An 18,257-nucleotide genomic window follows, 5' to 3' on the forward strand; every position below is an offset into this window, starting at 1 on the left:
CGTGGTTCGGGGCGCCGGTCAATCTCGCAAGTCGCCCGCGAAATCACGCTCGTGTGATGCGAAATCTCGCGATCAGTGCGGTGCGACCGCCGCCCAGTCCAGCGTGAGCTCGCCGAGCCGCCATCGACGCGCGTTGCCGCGCACCGGCCAGCCGCGGTCGCGGAGCGTCTCGACGCTCCGGATCCAGCGCTGCTGCGGGCCGTACACCGAGAGCGGCGCGTGCACCCGCCAGGCGCGGTCGAGTGCGGCGAGCAGGTCGTGCACGCGCTCGCCCGGCACGTTCCGGTGGATGAGCACCTTGGGCAGGCGCTCGGCGACGACCGACGGACGGTCGAGCCCGGTGAGGCGCAGGCTGATGGTGAACGTCGAGGGAACGGATGCCGCCGCGGCATCCTTCTCGGATGCCTCGATGCCCACCCAGCTCGCGATGCGTCCGAGTTCGTCGCAGGTGCCCTCGACGAGGAGGCCGCCGGGAGCGAGCCGCATGGTCATGCGCGACCACGCCTCGGCGACCTCGGACTCGTCGTACTGGCGCAGCACGTTGAACGCGCGGATCACGGCGGGCCTGCGGCCCCCGGTCGGCACCTCGAAGCCGCCGAGATCGAACGCCACGGCGAGGCCGGCCGGGAACGGCAGTTCGCCGCGTGCGAGCCGATCGAGCTGGCCCCGGGCCCGGAGCACGCGGCCGGCGTCGATCTCGAGGCCGAGCGTCTCGACGTCGGCTCGTGCCCGGGCGAGTCGGGACGCGAGCTCGAACGTCGTGACGCCGCTGGCGCCGTAGCCGAGGTCGACGACGAACGGGTCGAGGGCACGACGGAACGCCGGATGCTCCGAGATCCACCGGTCGATGCGCCGGAGCCGATTGGTGTTGGTCGTGCCGCGGGTGACGGATCCGACGGGCACGGTCTCCAAGTCTCGCAGCACGAAGCTGGACGTCCGCCCCGGCTAGGCTGGTCGACATGCCACACACCCTCGTGCTGCTGCGCCATGGCCAGAGCGATTGGAACCAGAAGAACCTGTTCACCGGCTGGGTCGACGTGCGGCTCAGCGATCTCGGCCGCGCCGAGGCCAAGCGCGCGGGCGAGTTGCTCGTCGAGCGCGGGGTATTGCCCGACGTGCTGCACACCTCGGTGCTCACGCGCGCCATCCAGACCGCGGACATCGCCCTCGAGGCGGCCGACCGGCTCTGGATCGACGTGCGCAGGTCGTGGCGGCTGAACGAACGCCACTACGGCGCCCTGCAGGGCCTCGACAAGGCCGAGACGCTCGAGAAGTACGGCCAGGAGCAGTTCATGCTGTGGCGCCGATCGTTCGACACGCCGCCGCCGCCCATCGCCGACGACAGCGAGTGGTCGCAGGTCGGCGACCCGCGCTACGCGAACCTGTCCGACGAGGAGATGCCGCGCACGGAGTGCCTGAAGGACGTCATCGCACGCATGCTCCCGTACTGGGAGGAGGGCATCATCCCCGACCTCGCCGCGGGCAGGACGGTGCTCGTCGCGGCGCACGGCAACTCGCTGCGCGCACTCGTCAAGCACCTCGACGGCATCAGCGACGCCGACATCGCCGAGCTGAACATCCCCACCGGCATCCCGCTGGTCTACGAACTCGGCGACGACTACATGCCGATCCAGCCGGGCGAGTACCTCGACCCCGAGGCGGCGGCGGCCGGCGCGGCCGCGGTCGCGGCGCAGGGCAAGAAGTAGCGGTTCGTCGCGACGACGACGGGCGGGGGATGTCGCATCCCCCGCCCGTTCGCGTCCATCCGGGCGCGTTCGGCGTCGGCCCTGCTCAGGCCCGCCCGCGCCGGCTCAGAGCCCCGACTTCTCGGGGTCCCAGTCGCCCGTCACCAGGTACTGCACCTTCTTCGCGATCGACACGGCGTGGTCGGCGAAGCGCTCGTGATAGCGGCTCGCGAGCGTCGCGTCGACGGTGTCGACGGCCTCGCCCTTCCACGTCTCGCCGAGCACCTTGTCGAACACCGAGAGGTGCAGTGCATCGATCTTGTCGTCCTCGTTGCGGATCTCCTCGGCGAGCACGACGTCCTCGGTGCGAAGCAGTTCGACGAGCTTCCGCGCGATGTCGACATCGAGCGCACCCATCTCGGCGAACGTCGGCCGGAGCGACTTCGGCACGACCTTGTCGGGGAAGCGGTAGCGGGCCAGCTGCGAGATGTGCGTGGACATGTCGCCCATGCGCTCGAGCGACGCGCTGATCCGGAGCGCGCTCACGACGATGCGCAGGTCGCGGGCCACGGGCTGCTGCCGCGCCAGGATGGTGATGGCCAACTCGTCGAGCGCCACCGTGAGCTGATCGATGCGGTCGTCGTCGGCGATCACCTCCTCGGCCAGGCTCACGTCCGAGCTGTTGAAGGCGCGGGTGGCTTTCTCGATCGAGTCGGCGACGAGTTGGGCGGTCTCGACGAGTCGGTCCTGCACCTCTCGCAGTTCCTGCTGGAACACCTCACGCATGAACGAATCCTTGTCTGCTCGATCCCGCGCAGGGCGCGCGCAGGCCTACCGGTTCGATCCGGCCCCGCGACATCCTCCCCGTGCGAGGTGAACAGCAGGTGCCGAGACGCTGAACACTCCCTAACCTACCGCCGTCCTGCAAGGGGAGGCGCGAGGCGGGCTCAGCACGAGTGGTTAGGGTGAAGCCATGGACTCCATGTGGGTGGTGCTCACGGCACTGGCCTTCGGCATCTTCCTCGGGGCCGCGTTCGTGATCGTGCTGCACATGGCGGAGCGGCGGGGATCGAGCGCGGCTCGCGTCGTCGCCCCGACCATTCCCGACGGCATCGACCAGGTGCTCGAGGTGCTCGAGTCCGCGGGCGTCGTGCTCGATCCGTCCAACAACGTCTTGAAGGCCTCGCCCGGCGCCCTCGCCATGGGACTCGTGCGACAGCGGTCGCTCGTGCACGCCGAGATGCTCGACCTCGTGGCATCCGTTCGACGGACCGGCGAGCCGATCGCCGAGGAGTTGAGCGTGACGCGAGGCCCCTTCGGCGAGTCCACGCTGCTCCTGCGCGTGCTCGTGGCCCGGCTGGGCACGCGCTTCGTGCTGCTGCTGGCCGAGGACCGCACGGAGGCGCACCGCCTCGACGAGGTGCGTCGCGACTTCGTGGCGAACATCAGCCACGAACTGAAGACGCCCATCGCCTCGGTGAGCCTGCTCGCCGAGGCGCTCGACCAGGCGGCCGACGAGCCCGAGCAGGTGCGTCGCTTCGCGGGGCGGCTCTCGATCGAGGCGAACCGGCTGGCCCACATCACGAGCGAGGTCATCGAGCTGTCGCGGCTGCAGGCGCGCGACGCGCTGCGTCCCGACGAGCTCGTGGACATCGACGATGTCGTGGCCGCGGCCGTCGACCAGAACCGGGTGGTGGCCGCGGCGAAGCAGGTCGACGTCGCGATGCGCGCGTCGACGAAGGCGAAGGTGTACGGCGACCGTGCCCTCATGATCGTCGCGGTGCACAACCTCGTGGCCAACGCCATCGCGTATTCCAATGAGGGCGGTCGCGTCGGCGTGGGGGCGAAGGTCGTCGGCGACACCGTCGAGATCGCGGTCACCGACCAGGGTATCGGCATGGATCCCGAGGAGCTCGAGCGGGTGTTCGAGCGCTTCTACCGCATCGACCAGGCTCGCTCGCGCAACACCGGCGGGTCGGGGCTCGGGCTCAGCATCGTGAAGCACACCGTGCAGAACCACGGCGGCGACGTGCGCGTGTGGTCGCAGCCGGGTCGCGGCTCCACCTTCATGATCCGGCTGCCGGTCGCGGAGGCGCCGGCCGATGCCGTACCGGACGAGACCGTCGAGCACACCGCCGGCACCCGGCCCGGGGCGGCGGATGTCGCCGCCGCCGCACTCGCGACGAGATCCGTCGCATCGAACCGAGGAGATCGCACGTGACCCGCATCCTGCTCGTCGAGGACGAGATCGCCCTCAGCGACCCGCTGAGCTTCCTGCTCGAGCGGGAGGGTTACGACGTGGAGGTGGCCGCCGACGGCCCCTCCGCCGTCGCGGCGTTCGACCAGCACGGAGCCGACCTGGTGCTCCTCGACCTGATGCTGCCCGGCCTGCCCGGCACCGAGGTGTGCCGCGAGATCCGCAATCGCTCGAACGTGCCGATCATCATGCTGACGGCGAAGGACTCCGAGATCGACATCGTCGTGGGACTCGAGCTCGGCGCCGACGACTACATCACCAAGCCGTACTCCACGAGGGAGCTGCTCGCGCGCATCCGCGCCGTGCTCCGCCGACGCAACGAGGTCGAGGACTTCGACGAGGCGATCCTCGAGGGCGGGCGGGTGCGCATGGACGTCGACCGGCACACGGTGGAGGTCGACGGCGAGCCCGTGCCCATGCCGCTCAAGGAATTCGAGCTGCTCGAACTGCTCATGCGCAATCCCGGACGCGTGCTCACGCGCGGCCAGCTCATCGACCGCGTGTGGGGCTCGGACTACTTCGGCGACACCAAGACCCTGGACGTGCACATCAAGCGGATCCGCTCGAAGATCGAACTGCAGCCCTCCGAGCCCGTGCAGCTCGTGACCGTGCGCGGGCTCGGATACCGCTTCGAGGCCTGACGGGGCCTACGGCGCGAGGTCGGAGTACTCGGGCAGGCGCCCGTCGAGTACCGGGACCATCTTCTCGACGCCTTCGACGTCGCCGTACTGGAAGTACAGGGGAATGAGCCCGCCGACCTCGGCGTCGATCCCCTCGAGGACGACCGGCTCCTCGTCGTCGGAACCGAGCACGAGGGTCTGACCGGCCGGCACCGCGACCTCGACCACGTCTCCCTCGCCGAACTGCACGCCGAGCGTCGCGCGGCGGTCACCCTGGTTCACCACGGACATGACGAGCGTGCCGTCTTCGCCGTCTTCGCTGACGACCAGGATGTTGCGAAGGTCGAGGTCGCCCAGATCGGCGGAGACGCCGTCGCTCGGCTCGTACTTCTCGGTGGTCGCCTGGTAGGTGATCATCGAGCAGCCGCTCGCGCCCAGGGCGAGACCAAGGGCCAGAGCAGCGGATGCCGCGAGACGCGCCTTCACAGAACCTCCAAGTGCGAGCGTGCGCGCGCACGGAAGCGTGCTCGCGCGAAGGGAATCGATCCGAGTGTAGCCTACCGGGTCGGTGCATCATGGTAGGGGTGGCGAACCTTAGCACGAACCCGAATGTGATATCCTGAAAGTTGCCGAAAGGACATTCATTCATGCTTTTTGAGGTTGGCGAAACCGTCGTTTACCCCCACCACGGAGCCGCAACGATCACCGAAGTGAAGAAACGGATCATCAAGGGTGAAGAGAAGCTCTACCTCAAGCTGAACGTCACGCAGGGCGACCTCGTCATCGAGGTGCCGGCCGAGAACGTCGACCTCGTCGGCGTTCGTGACGTCATCGGCAAGGAAGGTCTCGACAAGGTCTTCGAGGTGCTCCGTGCCCCGTTCACCGAAGAGCCCACGAACTGGTCCCGCCGCTACAAGGCGAACCTCGAGAAGCTCGCCTCCGGCGATGTCATCAAGGTCTCCGAGGTCGTTCGCGACCTGTGGCGCCGCGACCAGGACCGCGGCCTCTCCGCCGGCGAGAAGCGCATGCTCGCCAAGGCGCGCCAGATCCTGATCTCCGAGCTCGCGCTCGCCGAGAAGACCGACGAGGAGCAGGCCTCCACGGTGCTCGACGAGGTGCTCGCCTCCTAGCCGTCATCGCGGGTCGAGGGAGGCGCGCAGGGCCGTCTCGAGACCCGTCGTCCGCGATACGCTCGTCCCATGAGCGCGTCAACCGTCGCCGTCATCGTCGTCGCCGCCGGCAGCGGCACCCGCCTCGGGCACGCCGAGCCGAAGGCGTACGTGCCGCTCGGCGACGACACGATCCTCGGCGTCGCACTCGATGCCGTGCTCGGCATGCGTGAGAGGCCGCACCTGGTCGTCGTGGTGCCGGCCGACCGCGTCGACGAGACGCGCGCCCGGTACGCGCCCGTCGCGGCGGCGGCATCCGCGTCGTTCGACGTCGTCGCGGGCGGCGCGACCCGCCAGGAGTCGGTGGCACGCGGACTCGTCGCCCTTCCGCAGGAGGTCGCGACAGTGCTCGTGCACGACGCCGCCCGGCCGCTCACGCCCTCGATCGTCTTCGACGAGGTCGTGGCGGCCGTGCGCTCACGGGGTCACGGCGTGGTGCCGGCGCTCGACGTCGTCGACACGATCAAGCGCATCGGCGAGCACGGGCGGGTGCTCGAGACCGTCGACCGCTCCGAACTCGCGGCCGTGCAGACCCCGCAGGGCTTCCCCCGACGCGCGCTCGACTCCGCGTATGCCGCCGCGACGACCGAGTTCACGGACGACGCGGCGCTCGCGGCATCCGCCGGCATCACCGTCGACGCCGTGCCCGGTGACGCGCGCGCCTTCAAGGTGACGTTGCCGTCCGACCTGCGGCGGGCGCAAGCCATGGTCGCCGAGCGGGTCGCGACGGAGGGTTCGCACGCGGGCGGTGCGCGGACGGCCGGCGCGCCGCGCATCGGCACCGGCATCGACGTGCACGCACTGTCCGACGACACTCGCACCCCGCTCTGGCTCGCCGGGCTGCACTGGCCCGAGGAACGGGGACTCGCCGGGCACAGCGACGGCGACGCCGCGAGCCATGCCATCTGCGACGCGCTCCTCGCCGCGGCCGGACTCGGCGACGTCGGCAGCGTGTTCGGCACCGGCGACCCCCGCTTCGAGGGCGCGCACGGCGAGGTGTTCCTCGCCGAGACCGTGCGGCTCGTGCGCGAGGCCGGTTACGCCATCGGCAACGTCACCGTGCAGGTCGTCGGCAACCGCCCGAAGCTCGCGCCCCGCCGCGCCGAGGCCGAGGAGTTCCTCTCGGGGGTCGTCGGTGCGCCCGTGAGCGTGGCGGCCACCACGACCGACGCACTCGGCTTCACCGGCCGCGGCGAGGGCGTCGCCGCGATCGCGACGGCCCTCGTGATGCCCGCCTGAGCCCTCCCGTCACGCGCCGTGCGCCGCCGGTAGGCTTGCGGGGTGACCGTGCGACTCTACGATTCGAAGGCCCAGGCCCTGCGTGACTTCGTGCCCCTCCGCGAGGGGCACGTCGGCATGTACGTGTGCGGCCCGACCGTGCAGTCGAGCCCGCACATCGGGCACCTCCGCAGCGCCCTGGTCTACGACATCATGCGTCGCTGGTTCGCCTACCGCGGCAACGAGGTGACGTTCGTGCGCAATGTCACCGACATCGACGACAAGATCCTCGCGGCATCCGAGGACTTCGACGGCGACGGCAAGGTCGAGGAGTGGTGGGCGCTCGCCTACCGCGTCGAGCTCGAGTTCACGGCGGCATACCGCCTGCTCGGCATCCTCGCCCCCACGTACGAGCCCCGCGCGACGGCGAGCGTCCAGCAGATGCAGCAGCTCATCGCGCGGCTCATCGAGCTCGGCCACGCCTATCCGGCTCCGGATGCCTCGGGCGACGTGTACTTCGACACGGGCAGCTGGCCCGGCTACGGCGAGCTCACCCGGCAGTCGCGCGAGAACATGGAGGCGGCGGCCGACGCCGACCCGCGCGGCAAGCGCGATCCGCGCGACTTCGCCCTGTGGAAGGGCCACAAGGAGACGGAGCCGGCATCGGCGAGCTGGGCCTCGCCGTGGGGGGACGGCCGGCCGGGCTGGCACATCGAGTGCTCTGCCATGGCCACCCGCTACCTCGGTTCCGAGTTCGACATCCACGGCGGCGGGCTCGACCTGCGCTTCCCACACCACGAGAACGAGCTCGCCCAGTCGACCGCCGCGGGCGACGGGTACGCGCGGTACTGGGTGCACAACGGGCTCGTGAACGTCGGCGGGCAGAAGATGTCGAAGTCGCTCGGCAACTCCGTGTACGCGAGCGAACTCCTCGAGCTCGCCTCGCCGCTCGCCGTGCGGTACCTGCTCGGCGCGGCGCACTACCGCTCGACGCTCGACTACGCGCCGACATCGCTCACCGAGGCCGAGGCCGCGGTCGACCGCATCCGCTCGTTCCTCACCCGGGTCGAGCGCCGGATCGCCGGCACGCGGTTCGCGGGCGTCGGCAGCCCGCTCATCCCCGACGCGTTCGCGGCGGCGATGGACGACGATCTCGGGGTGCCGCAGGCGCTCGCCGTGCTGCACGACACCGTGCGTGCGGGCAACCAGGCGCTCGACGCGGAAGACCTGCACGAGGCGGCCGTGCTGCACGGCCAGGTCGTGGCGATGGTCGAGGTGCTCGGCATCGATCCGCGCGATCCGAACTGGGACGCGCCCGAAGCCGGACCGGCGTTCGCCGCGCTCGACGCGCTCGTCGCCCGCCTGATCGAGGAACGGCAAGCCGCCCGTGAGGCCAGGGACTTCGCCGCCGCCGACCGGATCCGCGCCGACCTGGCGGCTGCGGGCATCACCATCGAGGACAGCCAGACCGGCACGCATTGGAGCTTGGGATCATGAAGGCAGGCAGCGGCAAGTCGCGCGCCGGAGCCGTCCGCAAGGGCGGCAAGGGGGCGGCCGGCAAGCAGGTCGGCACGGGCGGCCACGGACGCAAGGCGCTGGAGGGCAAGGGGCCGACACCGAAGGCCGAGGACCGCGCCTGGCATCCGGCAGGGAAGCGCAAGGCCGCGCAGGAGCGCTACGCCGCCGCGGGCGGCAAGGGCAGGGTCGCGGGCCAGGGCCAGCGTGCCGGAGCCCCGCGCGGGGCATCCGGCGCGGCCCGCCGTGCGAAGTCGGGCGACGAATCGGAGATCGTGACGGGACGCAACTCGGTGGTCGAGGCGCTGCGCGCCCGCATCCCGGCCTCGACCCTGTACGTCGCCGCGCGCGTCGAGATGGATGACCGCGTCAAGGAGGCGATGAAGCTCGCCACGAACCGCGACATCCCCATCCTCGAGGTGATGCGGCCCGAGCTCGACCGTCTCGCCGGCGAGGGCGGCGTGCACCAGGGCCTCGCGCTCAAGGTGCCGCCGTACGAGTACTCCCACCCCATCGAGGTGCTCGACCGCGTGCTCGCTCGCGACGAGACGCCCCTGTTCGTCGCGCTCGACGGAATCACCGACCCGCGCAACCTCGGCGCCATCCTGCGCTCGACGGCAGCGTTCGGCGGACAGGCGGTGATCGTGCCGCAGCGTCGGTCGGTCGGCGTGAACTCCGCCGCCTGGAAGACCTCGGCGGGCGCGGCGGCGAGGGTGCCGGTGGCGATGGCGCCGAACCTCACGCAGACCCTCAAGTCGTTGAAGGAGCGCGGCGTGTTCGTGCTCGGGCTCGACGGCGGCGGCGACGTGTCCCTCCCCGGGCTCTCGTGGGCCGACCGTCCGATCGTGATCGTCGTCGGGAGCGAGGGGAAGGGACTGTCGCGACTCGTCGCCGAGACGTGCGACGCCATCGTGTCGATTCCGATCAGCGCGTCGACGGAGTCCCTCAACGCGGGGATCGCGGCATCCGTCACCCTCTACGAGATCTCGAAGCTGCGGGCCGCGGCGGCCGAGTAGCCGTCGCCCCTGAGGCGGCGGCCCTCAGACCTTCAGGCGCCAGTCGTCCTCGTCGTCGGGATCGACCACGGCGATCGCAGACGTCTCGGGCGCGACGACGTCGATGGCCGTCGTGATCGTGCCGGTCTGCGGGCCGATCACGGTCGCCTCGTCGCGTCGGTGTCGCAGCACGTTGTTGATGTACGACGTGACGGCCTCGGCGAGCGGGATGTCGTGTCCGGCCTGCTGCGCCATGAACCATCGGTGCTCGAGCAGCTGGTGGAACACCTCGGCGGGTTCGAGCTTGCCGCGCAGCTCGATCGGGATGGCACGCACGACGGGCTCGAACACCCGCATGAGCCATTCGTGGGCGACCATCTCCTCGTCGAGGTCCGCCTTGCCGTAGGAGGCGCGGTAGGAGTCGAGGTCGTTGAGCAGGCGCCTGGCCTGGTTCTCGCCCGCGTCGAGGCCGGTGAGGCGGAGCAGGCGACGCTGGTGGTGACCGGCGTCCACGACCTTCGGCTGGATGCGCACGGTCGTGCCCGAGTCATCCGTCCTGATCGCGAGCTCCTCGATGTCGAAGCCGAGGTCGTTGAGGCGATTGACCCGCTCGTTGATCCGCCATCGCTCGGCCGACGAGAACGACTCGGAGCCGGTCAGCTCCGCCCAGAGGCTGCGGTACGCCTCCACGATGCCGTTCGAGATGTTCACGGGATCGAGCTCGTCGGCCACCCGCCCGCCCGCCTCGAGGTCGAGCAGTTCTCCGGCGATGTTGACGCGCGCGATCTCGAGGTCGTTCTCGCGCTGGCCGTTGGAGAGGCCGCCCTCGTAGAGCTTGCCGGTCTCGGCGTCGACGAGGTACGCCGCGAACGCGCCCGCGTCGCGCCGGAAGAGCGTGTTCGAGAGCGACACGTCGCCCCAGAAGAACCCGACGATGTGCAGCCGTACGAGCAGCACCGCGAGCGCATCGACGAGGCGCGTGGCGGTGTCGGGCCTCAGGGTCTGCGAGAAGAGCGCCCGGTACGGCAGGGAGAACCGCAGGTGCCGGGTGACGAGCACGGGCTTCAGCACCTCGTCCTCGGCATCCGAGCGATTGGTGATGACGGCCACCGGCTCGACGCACGGGATCTCGAGGCGCTGCAGCATGCGCAGCATCTCGTACTCGCCCTTCGCCATCTCGGCCGTCGTCTCCTTGATGGCGACGACGTGGCCGGCGAGGTGGGCGAAGCGCACCAGGTGCCGGGAGATGCCCTTCGGCAGCGCGGCGATGGTCTCGTTCGGCCAGGACTCGAGTGGCAGGTCCCACGGGAGGTCGAGCAGGGCCGGATCGGCCATGGCCGAGGTGATCGAAAGGGACCCGCTCATGAGGTTCGAGCCTAGCGCTGGTGCGAGTGGACGGGCGAAACGACGACGCCGGTCGGGCCGATGCCCGACCGGCGTCATCCGATCATTGCGAGCCGATCAGCTCACCACGGCCTTGTCGGTCAGGCGCTCGCCCGACTCGGCGTCGAAGAGGTGCACGTGGTTCGGCGTGGCCGTGAGGTACACGGTCTCGCCGGCGTTCGGGTGCAGGCGGCCGTCGACGCGGGCGACGATGTCGGTGCGCTTGCCTTCGACGATGGAGTGGCCGTAGAGGTAGCCGTCGGCGCCGAGCTCCTCGACGAGGTCGACGTCGACCGCCAGGCCCTCGCCCTCGTGGGGCGACACCGTGATGTCCTCGGGACGCACGCCGATCGTCGCGATGTTGCTGCTCGCGTCCGCGAGGATCTCGCGCTCGACCGGCACGGTCGCGGTGCCGAACTTCACGCCGCCCTCGACGAGGTCGGCGTGGAAGAGGTTCATGGCCGGCGAGCCGATGAAGCCGGCGACGAACACGTTGTTCGGCTTCTCGTACAGGTCGCGCGGGGTGCCGACCTGCTGCAGCACGCCGTCCTTCAGCACGGCGATGCGGTCGCCCATGGTGAGCGCCTCGGTCTGGTCGTGCGTGACGTAGACCGTGGTGACGCCGAGGCGGCGCTGCAGCGACGCGATCTGGGTGCGGGTCTGCACGCGCAGCTTCGCGTCGAGGTTCGACAGCGGCTCGTCCATGAGGAACACCTGCGGCTGGCGCACGATCGCGCGGCCCATGGCGACGCGCTGGCGCTGGCCGCCCGAGAGCGCCTTCGGCTTGCGGCTGAGGTAGGGCTCGAGGTCGAGGAGCTTGGCAGCCTCCAGCACGCGTGCGGCGCGCTCCTCCTTGCCGACGCCCGCGATCTTGAGCGCGAAGCCCATGTTCTCGGCGACGGTCATGTGCGGGTAGAGCGCGTAGTTCTGGAAGACCATGGCGATGTCGCGGTCCTTCGGGGGCACGTCGGTGACGTTGCGGTCGCCGATGAAGATGTTGCCCTCGTTGACCTCCTCGAGGCCGGCGAGCATGCGGAGCGACGTGGACTTGCCGCAGCCGGACGGGCCGACCAGGACGAGGAACTCGCCGTCGTTGATCTCGAGGTCGAGCTTGTCGACGGCGGGACGGGTGCCACCCGGGTAGAGGCGGGTGGCCTTGTCGAACGTGACTGATGCCATGATCGTGCTTCTCCTTCACCGGCAGGTACGTGCCGGACGATCCGTAGTGAATGGAATACGTCGACATCGGCGTCGACGCCCCCTCAGTATGCCACGCGGCGGCGGGGCCGCAGCATGCGGCGCCTGCTTGGGTGATTCACAGACACAGTTCCTACTATCGTTGGTGCGTTCGCGTGCATACGCGCGCGCCCACACAGCGACCGGAGTGACCATCGATGACCTACGGCGGTTCGAACCAGCCACGTCCCACCCGCAATGAACGCAGGGAGGCCGCCCGGGAGAAGGCCCGCGCCCTCCGCGAGGAGCAGAAGAAGCGGGAGCGCCGCAACAGGTTCCTCATCCAGGGCGGCGTGATCGTGGCGGTACTGGCGATCGCGGCCATCGTCGTCACGCTCATCGTGCAGAACAACCAGCCCGAGGGTCCGGGTCCGCGGAACATGGCGAGCGATGGCATCCTGCTCACCGCCGGCGACGACGGCGCCATCACGGCCGTCGAGACGCCGGCGCTCGCGGCCGACGGAACGCCGACGCCGACGGTGCCCGACGAGAGCGGCACGGTGGCGAACATCGTCGTCTACCTCGACTACCTGTGCCCCTTCTGCGGCCAGTTCGAGGCGACCAACTCCGAGAACATCCGCACGATGGTCGAGGAGGGCGCTGCCACGCTCGAGGTGCACCCGATCTCGATCCTCACGAACAAGTCGGCGGGCACCCAGTACTCGCTGCGCGCCGCCAACGCCGCCGCCTGCGTGGCCGACGCGTCGCCCGACTCGTTCTTCGACTTCAACGCGATCCTCTTCGCGAATCAGCCCGAAGAGGGCACCTCGGGCCTCACGAACGACGAGCTCAAGGAACTCGCCGCCGAGGCGGGCGTGTCGAGCCCGGCGACGATCGAGCAGTGCATCGACGACGTGCAGTTCAAGGACTGGGTGCAGGATGCCACGAACCGCGCCCTCACCCAGCCCGTGCCGAACTCCGACCTGCCGTCGATCACCGGAACCCCCACGGTGCTCGTGAACGGCCAGCAGTACTCCGGCTCCCTCGAGGATCCGGCGGAGTTCCAGTCGTTCGTGCTGCAGGCCACCAGCGCGACGTTCAACGACTCCGAGTCGACCCCGACGCCGACGCCCACTCCGACGCCCGCGCAATAGGGCGCAGGAGGGGACCGCCGACGACGGCCCGGCCAGGTGCCGGGCCGTCGTACGGTCGGTAGGATGTTCGCGAGGCGCAGACCTCAGGCCGGCTTGGCGCAATTGGTAGCGCACCGCTCTTGTAAAGCGGTGGTTGCGGGTTCGAGTCCCGCAGCCGGCTCTCCTCATCTCCGGCGCGGACGCCGCGGGCTCGGTGGACGCCGCGGGCTCAGGCCTCCCGAGCCGCCCCAGCGCCTACTCGAGGGTCGTGAGACGCGAGGCCGCGAGTCGCTCGGGTCGCCGTTCGACGCGGCCGCCGGACGGCCTGCCGCCGACGTAGAGCCACCCGATCAGGCGTTCGTTCGGGGCGAGGCCGTGCATCTCGGCGACGAGCGGATGCCGCGTGTGCGGGCCCGAACGCCACATCACGCCCCAGCCGGCCTCGTCGAGCAGGAGGCTGAGCAGGTGGGCGACGCCGGCGGCCGACGCCTCCTGCTCCCACTCGGGGACCTTGGGATGCCCCGGGGTCAGCACCGCGACGACCGCGACGAGGAGCGGGGCGCGAAGCGGTTTCGCGGCGAGCTTCGCAGCGGCGTCGCCCTCCGCACCGGCGGCCCGGGCGAGCGCGCGGCCCAGTCGCTCGCGAGCGGCGCCGCGGAGCGCGATGACCCGCCACGGCCGGAGCGACGCGTGGTCGGCGACGCGCGCCGCACCCTCGAGCAGCGCCCTGAGGGTCGTGTCGTCAGGCGCGGCATCCGTCACCTTCGGCGACGATCGCCTCGCGAGCGCCGCCTGCAGGGCGGAGGAGGCCACGCCTCAGGACTCCGCGGTGAAGTCGAGGGCGATCGAGTTCATGCAGTACCGGTCGCCGGTGGGCGTGCCGAATCCGTCGGGGAAGACGTGGCCGAGGTGGGAACCGCAGGCGGCGCACCGCACCTCGGTGCGCACCATGCCGAGCGAGGTGTCCTCGATGAGCTCGACGGCCTCGGGCCGCACCGACTCGTAGAAGCTGGGCCAGCCGCACCCCGAGTCGAACTTGGTACCGCTCTTGAAGAGCTCGGCACCGCAGGCGGCACACGCGTAGACGCCCGCGCGCTCCTCGTCGAGGAGTTCGCCCGTCCACGGACGCTCGGTCGCCGCCTCCCGGAGCACCGCGTACCGCTCCTCACCGAGCTCGGCGCGCCACTCCTCGTCGGTCTTGTTCACGCGATACGCCATGAGCGCTCCTTCCGATCGTCCGCCTGGTGTCTGCACCATGGTCGCAGGTCTCCACCCACACCATGCAACGTGTGACGGATGCCGCGTGTTCCGCCTCGTCGCACACGCCGTCGTCCCTCGGCATCCTCATGGCGGGGAGTCCCTAGGATGTGCTGCAGGCGGAGATCCAGCCGCAGGACGGAGGATGCATGAGCACCGAGCCGATGCCCGCCCGTGGCGACGACGGCCGACTCGACGAACGCTCGATGCACGTGCTGGAGTTCGAGGCCAGGGCCTGGCAGGAGCCCGGACGGAAGGCCGAGGCGATCCGCGAGGAGTTCGGCATCTCCGCCGCCCGGTACTATCGGATCCTCGGCGAACTCATCGACTCGCCGGCAGCGCTCCGACACGATCCCATGCTCGTCAAGCGCCTGCAGCGGATGCGCGAGGCGCGCGCGGCGACGCGCGCGCATCGCTCGCTCTCGATCGGCCGTCTGCTCGACTGAGCACGGCCCCGACCCCCGACTGGACCTATGGCGCAGAAGTTCCCCCGCGATCGATTCGACTCCATCCCCCATGGCATCGAGCGGGTGGGCGCGCACCGGGCGCCGGTGCGCCGGGGTGCGCGATGGGTGGCGTTCGGCTGGGCGGCGCTCGCGACGGTCGTTCTCGTCGTGGTGGGCATCGTCGGCGTGGTGCTCCTCAACGACCGCCTGGACTTCGCCGACACCGGGGCGGCGAGCACCCCCACGCCGACGCCGGTCGTCACCGCACCGCCGACGGTCGCACCCGACATCCCGGTCACGGTGCTGAACGGAACCACCACCACGGGGCTCGCGGCGCGGGCCGGCGAGGCGCTCGCCGCGGCCGGCATCCCCGTCGGCACCACGGCGAACGCGAGCACGAGCGATCTCACCGAGACCGTCGTCTACTACGCGACGCCCGATCTCGAGGGCGCCGCCCGCGGCGTCGCCCAGGCCCTTCCCGAGGCCGACGTGCGACTGTCGGAGCAGTTCGCCGAGATCGGCACCCCACTCGCACTCGTGCTCGGTTCCGACTACGCGGCGGCCATCGGCGGCTGAATCCGGCGAATCGTTGCCATTCTGCGACCAATTCGTGCGTGCGCGCTCTTGTGGAGCCGCATCTCGGCGTTGTTATCTGGGTCTGGTCGCTCGATCCCGTGTGGAACGCCCGGCGCCGCCAGCGGTGCCCGGTCAGCACGATCCGAAGGGGCCCGGTACAGGCGACAGGCACGTGCTGATCTTGCACAACGGCAATATGGGAGCAACGCATGGCGAACGGAACCGTCAAGTGGTTCAACGCTGAAAAGGGTTACGGGTTCATCACCGTCGACGGCGGCGGGCAGGACGTCTTCGTCCACTACTCCGCCATCGACATGGCGGGATACAAGGTGCTCGAGGAGGGTCAGCAGGTCGTCTTCGAGGTCGGCACCGGCTCGAAGGGGCCCCAGGCGGAGGCCGTGCGCCCCGCCTGACCTCTCGGGCACGCGCGTCGCCGGTGCTCCGGCGGCGCGTTCGCCGTCACGCCGGCGGGCCCGCCTCGTCCGGTGAGCCGGGGATGACCCGACGGCGCGCCGACGGTGCGCGCCGGGGTGTCGTCGTAGCATGGCGTCATGGGGAGCGGGGCCGGATCGGCCCGTGCGTGGGGGATGCCGCTCGCAGCGGTCGTGGCATCCGCGTTCTTGCTGTCCGCGTGCGCCGAGGCGCCGATCGAGCTCACCCTGCCGCCGGAGCCGACGCGGCCGGACCTGCCGCCGCCGGTGCAGTTCGCCTATGGGAGCGACGACCCGCTCGCCGCGCCGACGCTGGTGGCCGCCACGACGTCGCACGTGGAACTCGCCTTCTCGGAGGGCGGGTCGCGCTCGTGGGACTTCGATGCATTGCTCACCGTCCTGACGGGTTCGGGCGAGGCGTGGGTCTCGGTCGCGGGGAAGACCGCTCATGGCACCTGGTCGAAGGAGGCCGAGGCCTCGCCCATCGCGCTCACCGCCGACGACGGCAGCGTGCTGCGGCTCGCGCCCGGCAACACGTCGGTCGAGCTCGTGCCGCTCGAAGGGTCCGCCTCCTTCACGCCGTGAGGGCGGGCGCAGCGACGGGTTCCGGCGACCCCGGGGCATCCACCCTCGCTTGCACTCGTGCCGGGAGAGTGCCAGAATCGTCTTAGCACTCACTCGTTTTGAGTGCTAAACCAACGAATCTTTGAAGACGTCCGGGAAAGGACGAGAAACACACATGGCAAAGATCATTGCTTTTGACGAGGAGGCCCGTCGCGGTCTCGAGCGTGGCCTCAACCAGCTCGCCGACGCCGTGAAGGTGACCCTCGGCCCGCGCGGTCGCAACGTCGTCCTCGAGAAGAAGTGGGGCGCCCCCACCATCACGAACGACGGCGTGTCGATCGCCAAGGAGATCGAGCTCGACGACCCGTATGAGAAGATCGGCGCCGAGCTCGTCAAGGAGGTCGCGAAGAAGACCGACGACGTGGCCGGTGACGGCACCACCACGTCGGTCGTACTCGCCCAGGCGCTCGTGCGCGAGGGCCTGCGCAACGTCGCCGCCGGCGCCGACCCGATCTCGCTGAAGCGCGGCATCGAGAAGGCCGTTGCGGCCGTCTCGGCCGAGCTCCTCTCGACCGCGAAGGAGATCGAGACCAAGGAGGAGATCGCCGCCACCGCCTCGATCTCCGCCGCCGACGAGCAGATCGGTGCGATCATCGCCGAGGCGATCGACAAGGTCGGCAAGGAGGGCGTCGTCACCGTCGAGGAGTCGAACACCTTCGGCACCGAGCTCGAGCTCACCGAGGGCATGCGCTTCGACAAGGGCTACCTGTCGGCGTACTTCGTCACCGACCCCGAGCGCCAGGAGGCGGTCTTCGAGGACCCGTACATCCTGATCGTCAACTCCAAGGTCTCGAACATCAAGGACCTGCTCCCGATCGTCGACAAGGTGATCCAGACGGGCAAGCAGCTCCTCATCATCGCGGAGGACGTCGACGGCGAGGCGCTCGCGACGCTCATCGTCAACAAGATCCGCGGCATCTTCAAGTCGGTCGCCGTCAAGGCTCCCGGCTTCGGCGACCGTCGCAAGGCGCAGCTGCAGGACATCGCGATCCTCACCGGCGGCCAGGTCATCTCCGAGGAGGTCGGCCTCAAGCTCGAGAACGTCACCCTCGACCTGCTCGGCCAGGCTCGCAAGGTCGTCATCACCAAGGACGAGACCACGATCGTCGAGGGTGCCGGCGACACCGAGGCCATCGCCGGTCGCGTCGCCCAGATCCGCGCCGAGATCGAGAACACCGACTCGGACTACGACCGCGAGAAGCTCCAGGAGCGCCTCGCCAAGCTCGCCGGCGGCGTTGCCGTCATCAAGGCGGGTGCCGCGACCGAGGTCGAGCTCAAGGAGCGCAAGCACCGCATCGAGGACGCCGTGCGCAACGCGAAGGCCGCCGTCGAGGAGGGCATCGTCGCCGGTGGTGGCGTCGCGCTCATCCAGGCCGGCGCGAAGGCGTTCGCGACCCTCGAGCTCACGGGCGACGAGGCGACCGGCGCCAACATCGTCAAGGTGGCCATCGAGGCGCCGCTCAAGCAGATCGCCCTCAACGCGGGCCTCGAGCCGGGCGTCGTCGCGAACAAGGTCTCGGAGCTGCCCGCGGGTCACGGCCTCAACGCCGCGACCGGCGAGTACGGCGACCTGATCGCGCAGGGCATCATCGACCCGGCGAAGGTCACGCGCTCGGCCCTGCAGAACGCCGCGTCGATCGCCGGCCTCTTCCTCACGACCGAGGCCGTCGTCGCCGACAAGCCCGAGAAGGTCGCGGCTCCGGCCGGTGGCGACCCGACGGGTGGCATGGACTTCTGATATGTAGTCCTTTCCTGTCAAGTGGGCAGGGTGA

20 protein-coding genes and 1 tRNA gene are annotated in these 18,257 nt (G+C 70.1%); 14 read left to right on the forward strand and 7 right to left on the reverse strand.

Annotation, left to right across the window (positions count from 1 at the left end):
* Positions 1-72: 72 nt before the first annotated feature.
* Positions 73-912 carry a class I SAM-dependent methyltransferase gene (locus EZM51_RS12575; RefSeq protein ID WP_136708637.1) on the reverse strand — a complete coding sequence of 280 codons (840 nt, stop codon included), beginning with the start codon at positions 910-912 and terminating at the stop codon, positions 73-75.
* A gap of 47 nt (positions 913-959) precedes the next feature.
* On the opposite strand from EZM51_RS12575, the gene EZM51_RS12580 reads away from it, so the two are divergent.
* A complete protein-coding gene (locus EZM51_RS12580; RefSeq protein WP_136708597.1) occupies positions 960-1,706 on the forward strand; it encodes a phosphoglyceromutase in 747 nt (248 codons plus the stop codon).
* Between the two features lie 105 nt (positions 1,707-1,811).
* Here EZM51_RS12580 and phoU read toward each other — a convergent pair whose 3' ends face one another.
* Positions 1,812-2,471, reverse strand: a complete 660-nt coding sequence (gene phoU / locus EZM51_RS12585; RefSeq protein WP_136708598.1) for a phosphate signaling complex protein PhoU — start codon at positions 2,469-2,471, stop codon at positions 1,812-1,814.
* A 187-nt stretch (positions 2,472-2,658) separates the two neighbouring features.
* Between phoU and EZM51_RS12590 the strand changes: the two genes are divergently transcribed.
* The gene (locus EZM51_RS12590) at positions 2,659-3,906 is read left to right on the forward strand and encodes an ATP-binding protein (protein ID WP_136708599.1); all 1,248 of its coding nucleotides are present in this window, start codon (positions 2,659-2,661) and stop codon (positions 3,904-3,906) included.
* Positions 3,903-4,583 carry a response regulator transcription factor gene (locus tag EZM51_RS12595; RefSeq protein ID WP_136708600.1) on the forward strand — a complete coding sequence of 227 codons (681 nt, stop codon included), beginning with the start codon at positions 3,903-3,905 and terminating at the stop codon, positions 4,581-4,583. The genes EZM51_RS12590 and EZM51_RS12595 overlap by 4 nt, the downstream gene beginning before the upstream one ends.
* A gap of 6 nt (positions 4,584-4,589) precedes the next feature.
* Here the strand turns inward: EZM51_RS12595 and EZM51_RS12600 are convergent, their stop codons facing one another.
* The gene (locus EZM51_RS12600) at positions 4,590-5,048 is read right to left on the reverse strand and encodes a DNA modification methylase (RefSeq protein WP_136708601.1); all 459 of its coding nucleotides are present in this window, start codon (positions 5,046-5,048) and stop codon (positions 4,590-4,592) included.
* Positions 5,049-5,209: 161 nt separating this feature from the next.
* Here EZM51_RS12600 and EZM51_RS12605 point away from each other — a divergent pair, with 161 nt between their 5' ends.
* From EZM51_RS12605 to rlmB, 4 genes are all read left to right on the forward strand, one after another.
* The gene (locus EZM51_RS12605; protein WP_056734541.1) at positions 5,210-5,692 is read left to right on the forward strand and encodes a CarD family transcriptional regulator; all 483 of its coding nucleotides are present in this window, start codon (positions 5,210-5,212) and stop codon (positions 5,690-5,692) included.
* A 69-nt stretch (positions 5,693-5,761) separates the two neighbouring features.
* A complete protein-coding gene (gene ispD, locus EZM51_RS12610) occupies positions 5,762-6,970 on the forward strand; it encodes a 2-C-methyl-D-erythritol 4-phosphate cytidylyltransferase (protein WP_136708602.1) in 1,209 nt (402 codons plus the stop codon).
* 42 nt (positions 6,971-7,012) lie between these two features.
* Positions 7,013-8,446 (forward strand): cysteine--tRNA ligase, encoded by a 1,434-nt coding sequence (gene cysS, locus EZM51_RS12615; RefSeq protein WP_136708603.1) that lies wholly within the window; start codon positions 7,013-7,015, stop codon positions 8,444-8,446.
* Positions 8,443-9,480 carry a 23S rRNA (guanosine(2251)-2'-O)-methyltransferase RlmB gene (gene rlmB, locus EZM51_RS12620; RefSeq protein WP_136708604.1) on the forward strand — a complete coding sequence of 346 codons (1,038 nt, stop codon included), beginning with the start codon at positions 8,443-8,445 and terminating at the stop codon, positions 9,478-9,480. The genes cysS and rlmB overlap by 4 nt, the downstream gene beginning before the upstream one ends.
* 24 nt (positions 9,481-9,504) lie before the next feature.
* On the opposite strand, the gene EZM51_RS12625 is transcribed toward rlmB, so the two are convergent.
* The gene (locus tag EZM51_RS12625) at positions 9,505-10,824 is read right to left on the reverse strand and encodes a DUF4032 domain-containing protein (protein ID WP_136708605.1); all 1,320 of its coding nucleotides are present in this window, start codon (positions 10,822-10,824) and stop codon (positions 9,505-9,507) included.
* Between the two features lie 96 nt (positions 10,825-10,920).
* On the reverse strand, positions 10,921-12,021 hold the full coding sequence (gene ugpC, locus EZM51_RS12630; RefSeq protein ID WP_136708606.1) for a sn-glycerol-3-phosphate ABC transporter ATP-binding protein UgpC: 1,101 nt from the start codon (positions 12,019-12,021) through the stop codon (positions 10,921-10,923).
* Positions 12,022-12,236: 215 nt separating this feature from the next.
* On the opposite strand from ugpC, the gene EZM51_RS12635 reads away from it, so the two are divergent.
* Entirely contained in the window at positions 12,237-13,172 is a 936-nt protein-coding gene (locus EZM51_RS12635) for a thioredoxin domain-containing protein (protein WP_136708607.1), read from the forward strand.
* Between the two features lie 87 nt (positions 13,173-13,259).
* Positions 13,260-13,332, forward strand: a tRNA-Thr gene (locus EZM51_RS12640).
* Between the two features lie 74 nt (positions 13,333-13,406).
* Here the strand turns inward: EZM51_RS12640 and EZM51_RS12645 are convergent.
* On the reverse strand, positions 13,407-13,964 hold the full coding sequence (locus tag EZM51_RS12645; protein WP_136708608.1) for a nitroreductase family protein: 558 nt from the start codon (positions 13,962-13,964) through the stop codon (positions 13,407-13,409).
* Positions 13,965-13,967: 3 nt separating this feature from the next.
* Entirely contained in the window at positions 13,968-14,369 is a 402-nt protein-coding gene (gene msrB / locus EZM51_RS12650) for a peptide-methionine (R)-S-oxide reductase MsrB (RefSeq protein WP_136708609.1), read from the reverse strand.
* Positions 14,370-14,557: 188 nt separating this feature from the next.
* On the opposite strand from msrB, the gene EZM51_RS12655 reads away from it, so the two are divergent.
* The 5 genes from EZM51_RS12655 to groL all read left to right on the forward strand — a co-directional run bounded on the left by EZM51_RS12655 (position 14,558) and on the right by groL (position 18,223).
* A complete protein-coding gene (locus EZM51_RS12655; RefSeq protein WP_136708610.1) occupies positions 14,558-14,854 on the forward strand; it encodes a DUF3263 domain-containing protein in 297 nt (98 codons plus the stop codon).
* Between the two features lie 27 nt (positions 14,855-14,881).
* Positions 14,882-15,430 carry a LytR C-terminal domain-containing protein gene (locus EZM51_RS12660; protein WP_136708611.1) on the forward strand — a complete coding sequence of 183 codons (549 nt, stop codon included), beginning with the start codon at positions 14,882-14,884 and terminating at the stop codon, positions 15,428-15,430.
* Between the two features lie 209 nt (positions 15,431-15,639).
* Positions 15,640-15,843, forward strand: coding sequence for a cold-shock protein (locus tag EZM51_RS12665; RefSeq protein ID WP_136708612.1), 204 nt, complete (start codon positions 15,640-15,642; stop codon positions 15,841-15,843).
* Positions 15,844-15,981: 138 nt separating this feature from the next.
* Positions 15,982-16,446, forward strand: coding sequence for a DUF3048 C-terminal domain-containing protein (locus EZM51_RS12670; protein WP_136708613.1), 465 nt, complete (start codon positions 15,982-15,984; stop codon positions 16,444-16,446).
* A 154-nt stretch (positions 16,447-16,600) separates the two neighbouring features.
* Complete coding sequence (gene groL / locus EZM51_RS12675; RefSeq protein WP_136708614.1) at positions 16,601-18,223, forward strand: chaperonin GroEL; 1,623 nt, start codon at positions 16,601-16,603, stop codon at positions 18,221-18,223.
* The last annotated feature ends 34 nt before the right edge of the window (positions 18,224-18,257 follow it).

This window comes from Agromyces sp. H66, from assembly GCF_004959775.1.
Taxonomy (GTDB): Bacteria; Actinomycetota; Actinomycetes; order Actinomycetales; family Microbacteriaceae; genus Agromyces.